General features: G+C 68.5%; 13 protein-coding genes and 1 pseudogene. 6 read left to right on the top strand and 8 right to left on the bottom strand.

The annotated features are described in order from the left end of the window. The first annotated feature begins 6 nt into the window (after positions 1–6). The 5 genes from kdpA to ACIQVT_RS20500 all read left to right on the top strand — a co-directional run bounded on the left by kdpA (position 7) and on the right by ACIQVT_RS20500 (position 7,757). Positions 7–1,668 (top strand): potassium-transporting ATPase subunit KdpA, encoded by a 1,662-nt coding sequence (gene kdpA / locus ACIQVT_RS20520; protein WP_403755384.1) that lies wholly within the window; start codon positions 7–9, stop codon positions 1,666–1,668. Next, positions 1,668–3,809: a potassium-transporting ATPase subunit KdpB gene (gene kdpB / locus ACIQVT_RS20515; protein ID WP_403755381.1), complete on the top strand. Its 2,142-nt coding sequence runs from the start codon at positions 1,668–1,670 to the stop codon at positions 3,807–3,809. Before kdpA ends, kdpB begins: the two co-directional genes overlap by 1 nt. 5 nt (positions 3,810–3,814) lie before the next feature. Beyond that, positions 3,815–4,429: a potassium-transporting ATPase subunit KdpC gene (gene kdpC, locus ACIQVT_RS20510; RefSeq protein ID WP_403755378.1), complete on the top strand. Its 615-nt coding sequence runs from the start codon at positions 3,815–3,817 to the stop codon at positions 4,427–4,429. 95 nt (positions 4,430–4,524) lie between these two features. Next, the gene (locus ACIQVT_RS20505) at positions 4,525–5,208 is read left to right on the top strand and encodes a response regulator (RefSeq protein ID WP_403755375.1); all 684 of its coding nucleotides are present in this window, start codon (positions 4,525–4,527) and stop codon (positions 5,206–5,208) included. Between the two features lie 2 nt (positions 5,209–5,210). Then, on the top strand, positions 5,211–7,757 hold the full coding sequence (locus tag ACIQVT_RS20500) for an ATP-binding protein (RefSeq protein ID WP_403755372.1): 2,547 nt from the start codon (positions 5,211–5,213) through the stop codon (positions 7,755–7,757). Between the two features lie 671 nt (positions 7,758–8,428). On the opposite strand, the gene ACIQVT_RS20495 is transcribed toward ACIQVT_RS20500, so the two are convergent. The 3 genes from ACIQVT_RS20495 to ACIQVT_RS20485 form a co-directional block, all read right to left on the bottom strand. Continuing rightward, positions 8,429–9,448, bottom strand: a complete 1,020-nt coding sequence (locus ACIQVT_RS20495) for a hypothetical protein (protein ID WP_403755370.1) — start codon at positions 9,446–9,448, stop codon at positions 8,429–8,431. Between the two features lie 415 nt (positions 9,449–9,863). Continuing rightward, the gene (locus tag ACIQVT_RS20490; RefSeq protein ID WP_403755367.1) at positions 9,864–10,421 is read right to left on the bottom strand and encodes a transposase; all 558 of its coding nucleotides are present in this window, start codon (positions 10,419–10,421) and stop codon (positions 9,864–9,866) included. Further along, positions 10,328–10,861 carry a transposase gene (locus ACIQVT_RS20485; protein ID WP_403755364.1) on the bottom strand — a complete coding sequence of 178 codons (534 nt, stop codon included), beginning with the start codon at positions 10,859–10,861 and terminating at the stop codon, positions 10,328–10,330. Before ACIQVT_RS20485 ends, ACIQVT_RS20490 begins: the two co-directional genes overlap by 94 nt. Positions 10,862–11,745: 884 nt before the next feature. Here ACIQVT_RS20485 and ACIQVT_RS20480 point away from each other — a divergent pair. After that, positions 11,746–12,069: a hypothetical protein gene (locus ACIQVT_RS20480; RefSeq protein ID WP_403755361.1), complete on the top strand. Its 324-nt coding sequence runs from the start codon at positions 11,746–11,748 to the stop codon at positions 12,067–12,069. 444 nt (positions 12,070–12,513) lie between these two features. Here the strand turns inward: ACIQVT_RS20480 and ACIQVT_RS20475 are convergent, their stop codons facing one another. The 5 genes and pseudogenes from ACIQVT_RS20475 to ACIQVT_RS20455 form a co-directional block, all read right to left on the bottom strand. Further along, on the bottom strand, positions 12,514–13,014 hold the full coding sequence (locus ACIQVT_RS20475; protein WP_403755358.1) for a GNAT family N-acetyltransferase: 501 nt from the start codon (positions 13,012–13,014) through the stop codon (positions 12,514–12,516). 78 nt (positions 13,015–13,092) lie between these two features. Beyond that, a pseudogene (locus ACIQVT_RS20470) lies at positions 13,093–13,182 on the bottom strand (IS5/IS1182 family transposase); the annotation flags it as partial. A gap of 120 nt (positions 13,183–13,302) precedes the next feature. Continuing rightward, positions 13,303–14,016: a gamma-glutamyl-gamma-aminobutyrate hydrolase family protein gene (locus tag ACIQVT_RS20465; protein WP_403755355.1), complete on the bottom strand. Its 714-nt coding sequence runs from the start codon at positions 14,014–14,016 to the stop codon at positions 13,303–13,305. Continuing rightward, the gene (locus ACIQVT_RS20460; protein ID WP_403755351.1) at positions 14,013–15,503 is read right to left on the bottom strand and encodes an aldehyde dehydrogenase; all 1,491 of its coding nucleotides are present in this window, start codon (positions 15,501–15,503) and stop codon (positions 14,013–14,015) included. The genes ACIQVT_RS20465 and ACIQVT_RS20460 overlap by 4 nt, the downstream gene beginning before the upstream one ends. Before the next feature lie 21 nt (positions 15,504–15,524). Beyond that, positions 15,525–16,331 (bottom strand): acetoacetate decarboxylase family protein, encoded by an 807-nt coding sequence (locus ACIQVT_RS20455; RefSeq protein WP_403755348.1) that lies wholly within the window; start codon positions 16,329–16,331, stop codon positions 15,525–15,527. Positions 16,332–16,474: the final 143 nt, after the last annotated feature.

The following is a 16,474-nucleotide window of genomic DNA, read 5'->3' as shown; positions in this document are numbered from 1 at the left end:
CGCGACATGGGTCCCGTACTTGCTGACGTGCTCTTCGTGACCGCGCTGATCGGCGCGCTCGCGTTGGTGCACCGTCCCCTCGGCGACTACATGGCCGCCGTCTTCCAGTCCAGGAAGCACCTGCGCGTCGAGCGGTGGATATACCGCTCGGTGGGAGCCAACCCCGACGCCGAGATGCGCTGGCCTGCCTACCTGCGCGGGGTGCTGTTCTTCTCCGCCGTCAGCGTGTTGTTCCTGTACCTGCTCCAGCGGGTGCAGGACAAGCTGCCGCTGTCGCTCGGCTTCCAGCCGATCAGCCCGGACCAGGCGTTCAACACGGCCGCGTCCTTCGTGTCCAACACGAACTGGCAGTCGTACTCGGGCGAGGTGGCGATGAGCCACGTCACCCAGACGATGGGTCTGGCCGTGCAGAACTTCGTGTCGGCGGCCGTCGGTATCGCGGTCGCGGTCGCGCTGGTGCGCGGCTTCGCCCGGTCCCGCACCGGCGACCTGGGCAACTTCTGGGCGGACCTGGTGCGCTGCATCGTCCGGATCCTGATCCCGCTCTCCGTGATCGCGGCCGTAGTCCTGATCGCCTGCGGTGCCATCCAGAACTTCGGCGACATCCACCACATCACCACCCTCACCGGCCAGAAGCAGGCCATCAGCCCAGGCGCGGTGGCGTCGCAGGAGGCCATCAAGGACCTGGGCACCAACGGCGGCGGCTTCTTCAACGCCAACAGCGCGCACCCCTTCGAGAACCCCAACGGCTTCACCAACTGGCTGGAGATCTTCCTGCTCCTGGTGATCCCCTTCTCGCTGCCGCGCACCTTCGGCAAGATGGTCGGCTCGGTCAAGCAGGGCTACGCGATCCTCGCCGCGATGGGCATCATCTGGTTCCTCGCCGTGGTCGCCGTGACCTGGCTGGAGTACGCCCACCCGGGCACCGCCTCACAGCTGGCGGGCGGCGCGATGGAGGGCAAGGAGCAGCGCTTTGGCGAGGGCAACTCCTCGGCGTTCGCGGTCTCCACGACCATGACGTCGACCGGCTCTGTGGATTCCTTCCACGACTCCTTCGGCGGGCTGTCCGGCGGTGTGCTGCTGCTCGGCATGATGCTCGGCGAGATCGCGCCCGGCGGCACCGGCTCCGGCCTCTATGGCATGCTGATCATGGCGATCATCGCGGTGTTCATCGCCGGCCTGATGGTCGGCCGTACGCCCGAGTACCTGGGTAAGAAGATCGGCGCCCGCGAGATGAAGCTGGCCGCCGCCTACATCCTGGTCACTCCGGCCCTGGTGCTGATCGGCGCGGCTCTGGCGATGGCGGTGGGCAAGGGCCAGTCGTCGATGCTGAACTCTGGTGCGCACGGCTTCTCCGAGGTGCTGTACGCCTACACCTCCGCGTCCAACAACAACGGTTCGGCCTTCGCCGGATTCGCCGCGAACACCGAATACCACAACACGATGCTCGGCCTGTGCATGCTGCTCGGCCGCTTCGTGCCCATGGTGTTCGTGCTGGCGCTGGCCGGCTCGCTCGCCGAGCAGCAGCCGATCCCAGCCACCGCGGGCACCCTGCGCACCGAGAAGCCCCTGTTCACCGGCCTGCTGGTGGGCGCGATCCTGATCATCACCGGTCTGACGTTCTTCCCGGCCCTCGCGCTGGGCCCGCTGGCCGAAGGGTTGGCGTGATGACCACCAACACGCAGAAGACAGAAATCAAGAAGCAGGACTCGATGTCCACTCCCACCCTCGCGCCCCACCAGGACGCGCCGACCGGGCACAAGGCGCCCGAAGGCCGTGTCGGCGGCGGACTGTTCGACCCCAAGCAGCTGGTCAAGTCGCTACCAGACGCCTTCCGCAAGCTCGACCCGCGTGTGATGGTCAAGTCTCCCGTGATGTTCGTGGTCCTCGTCGGCTCCGTCTTGACCACGGTGTTCTCCTTCAAGGAGCCCACCGACTGGTTCGGCTGGACCATCAGCGCCTGGCTGTGGCTGACGGTGATCTTCGCCAACCTGGCGGAGGCGGTCGCCGAGGGCCGGGGCAAGGCGCAGGCCGACACCCTGCGCAAGGCCAAGACCGACACCGTCGCCCGCCGGCTGCTCGCGGACGGCTCCGAGGAGCAGGTCCCCGGCACCGAGTTGACCATCGGGGACCTGGTGGTCTGCGAGGCCGGCGACATCATCCCCGGCGACGGTGACGTCGTCGAGGGCGTCGCGTCCGTGGACGAGTCGGCGATCACCGGCGAGTCCGCGCCCGTCATCCGAGAGTCCGGCGGCGACCGCTCGGCGGTCACGGGCGGTACGAAGGTGCTGTCCGACCGGATCGTCATCAGGATCACGACGAAGCCCGGCGAGACGTTCATCGACCGGATGATCAACCTGGTCGAGGGTGCGGCCCGGCAGAAGACGCCCAACGAGATCGCGCTGAACATCCTGCTGGCGTCGCTGACCATCGTGTTCCTGCTGGCGGTGGCCACCCTGCCGCCGTTCGCCGACTACGCGCACGCCCAGCTGAGCATGGTCGTCCTGGTGGCGCTGCTGGTCTGTCTGATTCCCACCACGATCGGCGCCCTGCTGTCCGCGATCGGCATCGCGGGCATGGACCGGTTGGTGCAGCGCAATGTGCTCGCCATGTCCGGGCGTGCGGTCGAGGCCGCCGGTGACGTCTCCACCCTGCTGCTGGACAAGACCGGCACCATCACCCTCGGCAATCGGCAGGCGGCGGAGTTCGTGCCGGTGCGCGGGACGACGGAGGCGGAGGTGGCCGACGCCGCCCAGCTGTCCTCCCTCTCGGACGAGACCCCCGAGGGCCGTTCCGTCATCGTCCTGGCCAAGGAAAAGTACGGGCTGCGCGAGCGGCACCAGGGCGAGCTGGTCGGCGCCGAGTGGATCGAGTTCACCGCCCAGACCCGCATGTCGGGTGTGGACGTCGACGGCCGCAAGATCCGCAAGGGCGCAACCGCCTCGGTCATCGCCTGGGTCAAGGAGCAGGGCGGCACCGTTGCCGAGGGCGCCCAGGAGCTGACCGACCGGATCTCCGAGGCGGGCGGCACGCCCCTGCTGGTCGCCGTCCATGACGACAAGGGCGCCCGCGTCCTGGGGGTCATCCACCTGAAGGACGTCGTCAAGGAAGGCATGCGGGAGCGGTTCGAGGAACTGCGCCGCATGGGCATCAAGACCGTCATGATCACGGGCGACAACCCGCTGACCGCCAAGGCGATCGCCGAGGAGGCGGGCGTCGATGACTTCCTCGCCGAGGCCACCCCCGAGGACAAGATGGCCCTCATCAAGCGGGAGCAGGCCGGCGGCAAGCTCGTCGCGATGACCGGTGACGGCACGAACGACGCCCCGGCCCTAGCCCAGGCGGACGTCGGCGTGGCGATGAACACCGGAACGTCGGCCGCCAAAGAGGCCGGCAACATGGTCGACCTCGACTCCAACCCGACCAAGCTCATCGAGATCGTCGAGATCGGCAAGCAACTCCTCATCACCCGGGGCGCGCTGACGACGTTCTCCATCGCCAACGACGTCGCCAAGTACTTCGCGATCATCCCGGCGCTGTTCGCGACGGTCTACCCGGGCCTGGACAAGCTGAACATCATGCATCTGTCCAGCCCGAACTCCGCGATCCTCTCCGCGGTCGTCTTCAACGCACTGATCATCATCGCGCTGGTCCCGCTGTCCCTGAGGGGCGTGCGCTACCGGCCGATGAGCGCTGACAAGATGCTGCGGCGCAACCTCGGGATCTATGGCCTGGGCGGCCTGATCGCGCCGTTCATCGGCATCAAGCTCATCGATCTTCTCATCTCGCTCATCCCCGGGATCGGGTGAAGGACATGAACAACTCCTTTGTGAACACCGGCCGCATGGTGTGGGCCGCCCTGCGCATGCTGCTCGTCCTCACCGTCGTGACCGGCGTCGCCTACCCCCTCCTCGTCACCGGCATCGGCCAGGCGGCCTTCCATAGCAAGGCCAACGGCTCGATGGTCGAGGTCGACGGCAAGGTGGTCGGCTCGAAGCTGATCGGTCAGAGCTGGAACATCAAGGGCACCGACAAGCCGGACCCCAAGTGGTTCCAGCCCCGGCCGTCCAACAGCAACTACGATCCGCTGACCACCGGTTCCAGCCAGCTCAGCGCCAGTAACCCCAAGCTGGTGCAGATGGTCAAGGGCGCGGAGAAGCAGGTCGCCGAGTTCAACGGCGTGCCTCAGTCCGAGGTGCCCAAGGACGCGGTGACCGGCTCCGCCTCAGCGATCGACCCGGACATCTCCCCGGCTTACGCGGACATCCAGGTGGGCCGCGTGGCCAAGGCGAACGGCCTGCCCGTCGCCCAGGTGCAGAAGCTGGTCAAGGAACACACCGACGGCCGCACATTCGGATTCATGGGTGAGCCGCACGTCAACGTCCTGGCGCTCAACATCGCGCTCAAGGACCTCGCATCGAAGCAATGATGGGATGACAGCGACATGCGTGGGAGCCGGCGGCCAGGAGAAGATCCCGGGGCTGCCGACTCCCGCTGTCATGACGACAGGAGAGGCACACACCCATGACCAGGGTGCTCGTGGTGGAGGACGACCCGCAGCTCGTACGGGCCCTCGTGATCAACCTGCAGGCACGTCACTACGGCGTGGACGCGGCCCCCGACGGCGCCACCGCGCTCCGGCTGGCGGCGTCCCGCCAGCCGGACGTGGTCCTGCTCGACCTCGGCTTGCCCGACATGGACGGCGTCGACGTGATCAAGGGGCTGCGCGGCTGGACCCGCGTCCCGATCATGGTCCTGTCCGCACGTCAGTCGTCCGACGAGAAGGTAGCGGCCCTCGACGCAGGCGCCGACGACTACGTCACCAAGCCGTTCAGCATGAACGAACTCCTGGCCCGGCTGCGCGCCGCCGTCCGCCGTACCGAGGACACCCCGCTCGTCCCTGAGACGACGCTGGTCGAGACCGAGGACTTCACTCTCGACCTGCTGGCCAAGAAGGCCGTACGGGACGGGCGGGACGTACGGCTGACCCCGACCGAGTGGCACCTGTTGGAGATCCTGGTGACCAACCCCGGCCGACTCATCACCCAGAAGCAGCTGCTCCAAGAGGTGTGGGGCGTCACCCAGAGCAACAAGACCAACTACCTGCGCGTCTACATGGCCCAGCTGCGGCGCAAACTGGAAGCAGACCCCGCACATCCCCGCTATCTGATGACCGAGCCCGGCATGGGCTACCGCTTCGAAGGGTGAACATGGCACGCGGCAAGCTCCGGATCTATCTCGGCGCGGCACCCGGCGTCGGCAAGACCTACGCGATGTTGTCCGAGGCGCACCGCCGAGTGGAGCGGGGCACCGACTGCGTCGTGGCCTTCGTGGAGCATCACGGCCGGTCGCGTACCGAGGTGATGCTGCACGGCCTGGAGCAGGTACCGCGCAAGGAGATCGAGTACCGGGGCAGCGTCTTCACCGAGATGGACGTGGATGCCGTCCTCGCCCGCCGCCCCCAGGTGGCCCTCGTCGACGAACTCGCGCACACCAACGTCCCCGGCTCACGCAATGCCAAGCGCTGGCAGGACGTGGAGGAACTGCTCGCCGCCGGGATCGACGTCATCTCCACGGTCAACATCCAGCACCTGGAATCGCTCGGTGACGTCGTGGAGTCCATCACCGGTATACGGCAGCAGGAGACCGTCCCCGACGAGGTCATCCGGCGAGCCGACCAGATCGAGCTGGTCGACATGTCCCCGGAGGCACTGCGCCGCCGGATGGCGCATGGCAATATCTACCAGCCGGACAAGGTCGACGCTGCCCTGTCCAACTACTTCCGTCCCGGGAACCTCACCGCCCTGCGCGAGCTGGCACTGCTGTGGGTGGCCGACCGGGTCGACGAGTACCTGACCGAATACCGCAGCCAGCACCGGGTCTCGAAGATCTGGGGCTCCCGCGAGCGGATCGTGGTCGGGCTCACCGGTGGCCCCGAGGGCCGCACCCTCATCCGGCGCGCCGCACGCCTGGCCGAGAAGGGCGCGGGCGGTGAGGTACTGGCCGTCTACATCTCCCGCAGCGACGGCCTGACCTCCGCCTCCCCGAAGGAACTGGCGGTCCAGCGCACCCTGGTGGAGGACCTGGGCGGCACCTTCCACCACGTGGTCGGTGACGACATCCCCGCCGCCCTGCTCGACTTCGCACGCGGCGTCAACGCCACCCAGATCGTCCTCGGCGTCTCACGCCGCAAGGGCTGGCAGTACGTTTTCGGACCCGGCGTCGGCGCCACGGTCGCCCGCGAATCCGGCCCCGACCTCGACGTCCACCTCATCACCCACGACGAGGTGGGCAAGGGACGAGGACTGCCCGTCGCCGCCAGGGGCGCACGGCTCGGCCGGGCCCGGCTCATCTGGGGATGGCTGGCCGGCATCGCCGGACCGCTGCTACTCACCTGGCTGCTGAGCAGTATGCTGCCGCACCTCGGCCTGGCCAACGACATGCTGCTGTTCCTGACCATGACGGTAGCGGCGGCGCTGCTCGGCGGGCTGCTGCCCGCGCTGACCTCGGCGGTGGTCGGATCCGCCCTGCTGAACTGGTACTTCACCCCACCGGTGCATACCTGGACGATCGCCGACCCGAAGAACATCGTCGCCATCGCGGTATTCTTCGGTGTCGCCGTCTCCGTCGCCTCCGTCGTGGACCTGGCCGCCCGCCGCACCCACCAGGCGGCCCGGCTCCGCGCCGAGTCGGAGATCCTCTCCTTCCTCGCGGGCAACGTCCTGCGGGGTGAGACCACCCTGGAAGCACTCCTGGACCGGGTCCGCGAGACCTTCGGCATGGAGTCGGCGGCCCTGCTGGAACGCGAGAACGACGTCGCTCCCTGGACCTGCGCCGGCAGCGTCGGCCCCCGCCCCTGCGCCACCCCGGACGCAGCCGACGTGGACGTCCCGGTCGGTGACCACCTGACCCTGGCCCTCTCCGGCCGTGTCCTGCCTGCCGAAGACCGCCGGGTACTGGCCGCCTTCGCCGCCCAGGCCGCCGTCGTGCTGGACCGCCAGCGCCTGCAGCAGGAGGCCGACGAGGCGAAGGCCCTGGCCGAGGGCAACCGCATCCGCACCGCCCTGCTCGCCGCCGTCAGCCACGACCTGCGCACCCCACTCGCCGGCATCAAGGCCGCCGTCACGTCCCTGCGCTCGGACGACGTGGAATGGTCCGACGCCGATCAGGCAGAGCTCCTGGCAGCCATCGAGGAGGGCGCCGACCGCCTCGACCACCTCGTCGGCAACCTGCTCGACATGTCCCGCCTCCAGACCGGCACCGTCACACCGATCATCCGCGAGACCGACCTCGACGAGGTCATCCCCATGGCGCTCGGCGGCGTACCCGAGGACAGCGTCGACCTCGACATCCCGGAGACGCTGCCCATGGTCGACGTCGACCGTGGCCTGCTGGAACGCGCGGTCGCCAACGTCGTCGAGAACGCGGTCAAGTACAGCCCGCCCGGGGAACCGGTCCTCGTCTCCGCCAGCGCCATAGCGGACCGCGTGGAGGTCCGGGTCGTGGACCGCGGCCCCGGCGTCCCGGACGAGGCCAAACCTCGCATTTTCGAACCGTTCCAGCGCTACGGCGACTCCCCGCGCGGCGCCGGCGTCGGCCTCGGACTCGCGGTGGCCCGCGGCTTCACCGAGGCCATCGGCGGCACCCTCAACGCCGAGGACACACCCGGCGGCGGCCTCACCATGGTCCTCACCCTGCCAACGGCACCCCAACGCCGCATGGAGGAGCCTGAGCGCACTTCCGCCTTCACGACTTGAGCGGCTGGTCACGCAACAGCTCAGGATCCCAAAACAGCTCGAAGAGCCCGGCCAAGTAGAAGGAGCCTCCTTTGCATACGCGGGTGAGAAAAGTCGATTGCGCGCTCTCGGCTTGGCCAGCTGATGTTGCGCGCCTCCTTGAAGGAGCTGCCCTCTTTTTAAAGCACAGCTGACCCGCTCAACGCTCAACGCCTACTCCCTGACCTTCCGGCCACGAACATGCTGCCCATTGGTGCCAGCGGCCGTCCACGCAGGTTCGTCAGGACGGCAGCCACGGCCACCGTGCGGCGGCCACCCGGGCCGGGGTGCTGCCTTGGTGGGCGCGGTGCCGTATCCGCACGGATGAGTGGGTGCGAATCGCAAACCGGTTGCGCGTCCTGGACCTCGTCGCTGAGCTGCCTGATGCGCCGTTTCCTACGGGTCAGCCAGACACCGGACACCGCAGTCGAGGATCCGGCCGAGTCCGGCCGAGGGACGCCCCTACTGGACGCGCTCGCCGGCGCGTGGGGCGTCCGCCGTCACAACCGGGGAAAGAGCCTCTGGTTCGTGCTGCCAACCCGCCCGGACTCCGTAACGGGGGGGCGCGGCCAGGCCCCCAGGCAGCTTTGCTCACGGCAGTATCCGCGGCCACGACCCGCCGGTCCGCCTGAGGCCGATGCCCCCGGAGAGCATCAGAAGGGCGCTTTCGCGGTACCACCGGATGGCGTCGCGCCTGGCAGCAGACCTACGGGAAGCGGCAGATTGGTCACCACGAACTGGTTCAGGATGTCGTCGCGATCCATGAACATGATCTGGCTCCGCTTCGCCGCGTCCAACGCGTTGCCCAGCCAGTTGCGTGCAGCCTTGGTGATCTCCCCGCCGGCCACGATGAACGCATGGTCGACAAGGACGCGCCGGTTGGTCTCGGGGTCGAATATCTCGTGCGCCAGCATCATCAGGGCCTGGTTGTGGATCTCGGCGATGTTGGCATTGCCCGCCCTGGACTTTCCGGTGGCGTCCAGCTTGCCGCGCTTCACCTGGATGCCGAAGTACAGGAAGTGCTGGGTCGGCAGGGTGTACCTCATCCAGATGTCCTTGCCATACTCCAGCGCCTTGTCTCGGTGCCCGGCCGCCGTGATCCGGTGAAAACCCAGCTGCCGGAACAGCGGCAGCAGCACTTCCTCAATGAGTGCATCCTCGCTGCACGTGTCCAGAAACGCGGCAAGTGCGGTACGCCGCTGCATCTCGGCGACGCTCAGCGGACGATGCGGATTCTTGGCCAACATCGAGACAGTGTTCGTTCCGATGTGCCGCAGGTAGCAGTGCTTGTCCTCCCCGTAGAAGGCTTCGAACCCTTCCCTGGCGAGCGCATTGTTCAGCAAGCGCAGGGCATTGGATCGGTCGAGACCCTCATTGAGGGCATCCGCCGGATTCATCAGGTGGTCGATCACCCTGCAGAACGACTCCGGCGGATGCGCAGGCCCCTCGTGCGGCTCCGCCAACAATTGCTCCAGCACCCCCGCGACCCAGCGATGCCGCGTCGAACCGTCGTGCTCCCAATCCATGTCGAGCTCCGCGAAGAACTCGGTGATGTACATGCTCGAGCGATACGGGAAATATGCAGGATCGGCGCCATCCTGAGGATCAGCCGCACCGAGATTCCCGCAAATGAGGTCGCCAAGCATTTCCAGCGTTCGCTTTCTGAACTTCACGACGCCCTCCCCAGAGCCGCTCCCCCAGCCACCGCATGCCGACCATTGTGCCCTCTCACCGCAGAACGCCCGGCACGTACGACCAAGTCCGGTTTCATCACGGGGTGCAGCATCAACGATGGCCACGACGTCGCACATCCGCCCGCCCGGGTTCCCGCGGGGCCGCGTGGCCTCACAGGTCCCGTCTTGCTGGCTGCAATCGCAAAGCCAGCATCGCCGAGCGCAGCACAGGAACACGAAATGCATGAGAAGCCGAGCCCGTCATGCACGCAAGCACAGTCGAGCTCGAGACGCAGCCCCACCGGAGCACTCCGGTGGGGCTGCGTCTCGTGGCTCCGGGCAGAGGCCCCGCTGGCATGCTCCGCAGCGCGGCCATGTCCTATCACCGGCCTGTCACAGGCGCTGTCACACGCCCCTATAACGCGGGGGCGCGGGAAACCGGTCTGACCAGGTTGAAGACCTCGCGGGCCGCGTATCGCTCGAGGCATCGGATGATCTCGCGTCGGGTCTTGCCCTCCTGGGTGCGGCGTTCGTAGTACGCCTGGGTGCGCGGGTCGTGGCGCAGGCGGGTGAACACGATGCGGTGCAGGGCAGCGTTGGCCTGGCGGTCTCCGCCGTGGTTGAGCCGGCGCGTGCTCCGCTGGCCAGAGGAGTACTCGATGGGGCTGACTCCGCAAAGGGCAGCAAAGGATGCCTCGGTGTTCAGCCGCTCGGGGTTGTCTCCCATGGTGATCAGCAAGGTGACTGCGCTGTCCGGGCCGATGCCCACCGGGGCGAGTGGCTGTGGGGCGTGGTGTTCGACGAGCTGGGTCAGGCGCTGGTTCAGCTCATTGATCTGCCCGGTGAGCTGTTCGATCCGCTTCGCGAGCATTCTCAGAGTCATATAGGTGGCCTGGACCACCGCGTTCTCGCCTTCCTCGCCGTCGCCTGGCCCGAGGCGTGCGCAGGTGCGGAGCAGCTCGCGGTTACCCAAAGCTGGACAGTCGTTCCCGCAGTGCGGGAACGGCGATGACCAGGACGGCTTTGAGCTGGTTGATCGCCTGGGTGCGGGCCTTGACCGCGGAGTCCCGGACCGTCGCCGGACTTGGCCCGGGCCCGGGCACGACCGCTGAACACGGCCCGCGCGGCGGCCTGAGCGTCGAGCGGGTCCGACTTCCCGAGCAGCCGGCGGGCCGAACGGTCGGGCCGGTTCACTTCGAAGACCTGAATCTGCTGGGCCAGCAGGTAGCGGGACAGGCCCGCGCCGAAGGTGCCGGTGCCCTCCACGCCGGCCCGGCGCACCGTCCCCGCCTTGCGGGCCCAGACGAGCAGCCGACGGTAGCCGTCCGCCGTGGCCGGAAAGGACTCAGTGCCCAGGGCCTTCCCCAGCGGGGAGACAATGGCGGCGACATGAACTTCGCCGTGAGTGTCCACGCCCAGGACGACCTCGCCCGGAATGGATGGGTCCGTCCTGGTGGAGGAGGTACTGCATTGTCTGGACTACATCGTGGTTCGTCTCCCATGCGGTGACGTGCCGAGTGGATGGCACCGGCCCGCTCGGGCGGTCTGAAACCGTGACGGCGCCTGAAGATCGGCAAGGCCCCTATTGGGAACGCCCTGTGGCTCGGTACCTGCAGGCGCCATCCCGCGACGGCAGTCGACAAGCCAGTTGCTGGACACACCGGTCATAGATCTCATGAGTCAGGCCCCCGTCCGGGACGGCACTGCGCAACCGTCCCATCTGTCCCGGCACCACGGCCTGACCCGACCACAGCCGGAAGGCTTCGAACGAACCGGCCCACAACCTGGCCTGGACGCGGTGAAACAGCGTTGACTCTTCGCCCACTCGCGACCGGCATTGACGGACAGCCGTATATGGTCCGCGATCCCGGCAGTTCTTCGTCGACCGCGGCAGGAACGACTTCAGAAGGCGACCGGCGCCGCCCTCACCCGCACCACGCCGTTCTACCGCGACCTGCCGGGCTGGAGATCTACGCCCGCCTGGGAGACGGGCTCATCGGCGTCGGCGTCGGCGTGAGCGACTACCGCAGCCTCCTCGTCCTCACCAACCGGTTCAGCCCGCGCGGAGGCACGCCCGCAGCACCCGACACCGCCCGGCTCACCTGCGTCGACATGCGGCTGACCGATCCGGAGGCGATCGAGGCACTGGCCGAACGGCTTACTGCTGCCGGCCACCCGCACCAGCATGGTTGCCGGGTCCTGCGGGCATGCGAGCGGTGGATCAGCGCGGACCGGGCGCCACCGGGGTTCAGTCCGGGCCGCGGGGAAGGTGGCAGGTCTGTCTGAGAAACGTCGCCGTGGCCGTGGCCGACGAACGCGTCATCGCGCACCCCGTGGAGCACGCCGGTCTCACCACGAACCTGTTGCTGTTCGGCGGGCCTGCCCTCCTCATCGCCACGCAGACCTGGCACGGGGCGACCCTCTTCGACGACCTGCACTGGTCACGGCTCGTCGCGCTGTCCGCCCTGGCCGTCGCAGGCATGCTCACGCTGGCGGCCCCGGCGTATCTGGCGGAGGTCATCGCCGCCGCGATCGTCGTCGCACTCGCCGCGTTCGAAGAACGCCGTCCGACCGGGGATGCGCCTGGGAAGCCCGCCCCCTCAGGCCGTCCACACATCTGACCCGATCAGCTGATCCCGGCGTACGTGGCCGGTCTGTCGGTCGGCACAGCACATCGGCCGGCCGGCCGTTCGTTGAGGCCGGCATGCCTTCCCCAGCCCCCCACTCCATCAGGAGGATTTCATGAGCCTGTCCACCAGCATCGTTCTCGTCAGCGGAGCCGACCGGGGCCTTGGCCGGACACTCGCTGTCGAGCCGTTCTGCCCGTGCACCGCCGTCCACGCCGGTGGTCGCACCCCCGACCGCCCGCATCCGGTGTCCGGGCATGAGCTGACCGGCGCGCGGGAGCGGGTGACCGTGTCAGGGGGCGGGGCGCCATGACAGAGGCCGGAGTACTGATCTGCGACGCGCAGGAGTTGATGCGTGCCGGCCTGCGCGGGGTGGTCGACAGCCAGGCGCACCTCACGGTCGTCGGCGAGACCGCTGGACCGGTCATTCCAAAGGGATCAGGTCAGTTGCTTGTGCATGACGGTGCAGGGTCGACCGTACTGAGCGTCGGGCCGGCGATCGATCTCGTGCCAGCCCAGCGAATTCCAGAAGGCCAGGGCTGTCGGGTTGTTCTCAAGAACTGCGAGGCGGACGCCGTTCCGGCCCTCGGAGCGCAAGCGTTCCTCAACCAGGTTCGCCAGCAGTCGGCCGCGGCCTTTGCGGTGGTGGTCTCCGTGCACGATCAGCAGTCCGATCCATGGATACCCGTCCCCGGGGTGCTGGCGCAGAAGGGAGACCAGGCCCACCGCTTGGCCTTCGATGTCTCGGGAAAGCAGGACGTCGAACCGACCGGTGCTCGTGTCCTCGCGCATTTCGGCTTCCACCTGATGGGCCTGGATGTGCTCGGCGTCGTACTCGCCAGAGGTACGGCCGTACTCGGGGTTGGACGCGTAGATGCCAACAACCTCGGCGATATCACGCGGAGCGAGTCGAAGCGGGGAAAGAGACAGCGGCGGCATGCGGGCAACAGTAACCAGTTCCGTCGCTGCCCGGCTCGCGAATATGGAGTCCAAGATCGGGCTGTGAAGGCCGGCCTGGACACCTGCGAAAAGCGTCCCATCAGGTGTGTTCTGCGTCCCGCCACCCTGTGGCGGTACCTTCGATCGCGGGATCAGCGGCTTCGCGATCTCCCACGATCATGTGGAGCGTGCGTCGGTGGTGGGGAACGGCGAGCCGGCGGCGCGGGTCGAGGGCGGATTGCGATCGGCAGGGTCGGGCCGGGGTCGCCGGTGTGCTGTCCGGGTTGCTCAACCGGGGACGGCCATGGCCATGCACACCAGAGTGTCGAACAGTCCTTGCTGGGCTGGGTCACTGTGCGCGGTGTCCTCCGGGTGCCACTGCACGGCAGTGAACCAGCGGCTCGCGGTGGATAGTTCGAGGGCTTCGATCGTGCCGTCCTCGGCGGTGGCTGCCACGGTCAGGCCGTTGCCCAGGCGCTCGATCCGCTGGTGGTGGTAGCAGGATGCTTCGGCCTTTTCGGCACCCACCGCGTGTGCCGCCCTCGTTCCTGGGCGGATGGTCACCGGGTGTATCAGGTGGCGGTGCTCGTGGTTTGGGCCGCCCATGTCCTGGTGGAGGGTGCCGCCGAGGGCGACGTTGACGACTTGGAGGCCCCGGCAGATCGCCAGCAACGGGATCCCCGTCTCCAGTGCCTGGTGGGCTACTTCGAGGTCGAAGGCGTCCTGGAGGTGGTCGACGTCGTAGACGCTGTCGTGGCGGTCGGTTGCGCCGTAGCGGTGCGGGGCGATATCGCCGCCGCCGGGGAGCAGGACGCCGTCGAAGCGGGCGAGCCGGGCGGCGACGTCGGTGTCGGCGGGGTCCGACGGATGGATGCTCACCGGTTCGCCGCCGGCGCGCCAGACTGCCTCGACGAGCGCGCGGGCGTTGACCTCGGCTTCGTACCGCAGCGCTGAGGTGGTGGCGGAGAAGCGGGCCGGGATGGCTATCAGGGGGCGGGTCACAGCTGGATCCAGGTGGTTTTCAGTTCGGTGTACTTCTCCAGGGCGTGAACGGACTTGTCGCGTCCGTTGCCGGACTGCTTCATGCCGCCGAAGGGCACGGTGAGGTCGCCGTCCTCGTAGCAGTTGACCCATACCGTGCCGGCCTTCAGGGCGCGGGAGACCTGGTGGGCGGTGGACAGGTCGGAGGTCCACAGGCCGGCGGCGAGGCCGTATTCGGTGGCGTTGGCCAGGCGTACCGCCTCGTCGAGGTCGTCGAAGGTGAGGATGGACAGCACGGGGCCGAAGATCTCCTCGCGGGCCAGCCGCATGCCGGGGTCGACGTGGTCGAAGACGGTGGGCTGGAGGAAGCTGCCGCCGGTGGCGGTCAGGGTGCGCTCCCCGCCGGTGCGCAGTCGGGCGCCCTCGGCCTGGCCGGTGACGATGTGGCCGTGCACGCGGTCGAGGTGGGCTGGTGAGACCAGGGCGCCCATCTCCGTGGCCGGGTCGAGCGGGTCGCCGACTCTCAGCCCCCGTGCCCGCCGGGCCACTGCGTCGGTGACCTGCTCGGCGATGGAGGAGTGCACGAGGAGCCGGGAGGGGGCGGTGCACATCTCGCCCTGGTTGAAGAAGATGCCCCAGGCGGCGGTGGCGGCGGCCTTCTCCAGGTCGGGGGCGTCGGGAAGGATGATGTTGGGCGACTTGCCACCGAGCTCCAGCCAGACGCGTTTGAGGTTGGAGTCGGCGGCGTAGCGCAGGAAGTGGCGGCCGACGGCGGTGGAGCCGGTGAAGGCCAGGACGTCGACGTCCGGGTGCAGGCCGATGGCCCGGCCTGCCGTCGGGCCGTCGCCGGTGACGACGTTGAGGACGCCCGGGGGCAGTCCTGCGTCGGTGGCGATGCGGCCCAGCAGCAGGGCCGACAGCGGGGACGATTCGGACGGTTTCAGGACGACGGTGCAGCCTGCGGCGAGGGCCGGGGCGACTTTCCAGCCGGCCAGGGTGAGCGGGAAGTTCCACGGCACGACCGCGCCGACCACGCCGGCCGGCTCCCGTGTGACGAGGGCGAGGGTGTCGGGTGCGGTGTGCGGGGATTCGTCGGTGAGCTTGTCGGCCAGTTGCCCGTACCAGCGGAAGGTGCTGATGGTGGCGCGCAGTTCGATGTCGTGCGCCTCGGTGATCGGTTTGCCCATTTCCAGGCTGATCGTGAGGGCGAGTTCCCCGCGTCGTTCTTCGAGGAGGTCGGCGATCCGCAACAGGGTCCGGCCGCGGTCGGCGGGCGCCATGCGCGGCCAGGGGCCGGAGTCGAAGGCGCGGCGTGCGGCCGCGACCGCGAGATCGACCTCGGCCTCGCGCGCGTCGGCGACGTGGGTGAGGATCTGTCCGTCGCGGGGGGCGACGACGGTGAACGTCGCACCGCTGCCGCTTTCGGCCCGGCCGTCGATGTGGTGCTGGGTGGGCAGGCGGAGTTTCTCGGCCCGGATCAGCAGTTCCTCATGGGTGAAGGTGTGCATGGGGGTCTCCGAACGGGCCTCTCACTCGGCGCCTGAAGTGGCGGATTCGAGCAGCCGGCCGCCGTCCCACACCACGCCGACCTGACGGTAGTACGCGGCGATCGGCTCGCGGATCTCCAGCCGGGCCAGCTCCTCGGTGGGTGACTCGAACAGTTCCAGGTCGGCGTCGCCGACCCAGGGCCGGCCGCCCTCGAAGGAGGCGGCGCCGGACTCGATCAGCTCGTCCAGGGCGAGACCCTTTCCCTTCTCGATCGACGGCAGCCATCGGTGGTGGGCCATCGGGTGTGCGTTGACGAACCCGTTCGTCTCCGCCGGCTCGCGCAGGGTCACCACCGCCTGGGCCAGGCGCCGGTCGGCGGCGGCGAGGGTCGCGCCGAACCGCGCCCCGGCCTCGATCCGGGGCGCCGGCCCGTAGGGGTGCGGGCGGCTCTGGTGGATGGAGCCGAGCTTCTTCGGGTAGCCCTGGTGCAGTCCGCGGGCGATGGCGAAGTCCTTGTCGACCCAGATGTACACGCAGCGGCTGTAGGTCCGGCCCTGATACCTGCAGCGGACTACGGCGAACGCCTCCTTGTACTGGGCGAGCACCGGATCCAGCAGCTCGGCGCCGGATGCCGAGCACGACTGCCAGTCGGCCCAGATCAGCGCGACCGCGCCGGGGTCCTCGTCGGCGAGCTCCAGAGGCTCGGGCAGCAGCTCGCGTACCCGGGCCGGGTCGGTGCGGTACTCGACGGTGAGCAGGTCGCCGGAGTAGTGCCATGGTGGGGAGGGGATCAGCGACGAGGCACCCGTCGCCGTCTTGGGGTGGAAGTAGCCACGGACGCGGGCCATGTCGTCAGCTCCAGAGAGATCAGCAGGGGTGGATACGCCGTCTGCGCGACAGACGCGGCGGGCGGAGAGAGGTCCGCCGTAGCGTGAGGTTCGAATCGAGCGCCCGACTTGGCGGATCACCGTCGGCCGGGCTGCGGTGAGCC

Source organism: Streptomyces sp. NPDC100445 (genome assembly GCF_044759735.1).
Lineage (GTDB): Bacteria > Actinomycetota > Actinomycetes > Streptomycetales > Streptomycetaceae > Streptomyces.
This window is presented reverse-complemented; position numbering and strand designations above follow the sequence as displayed.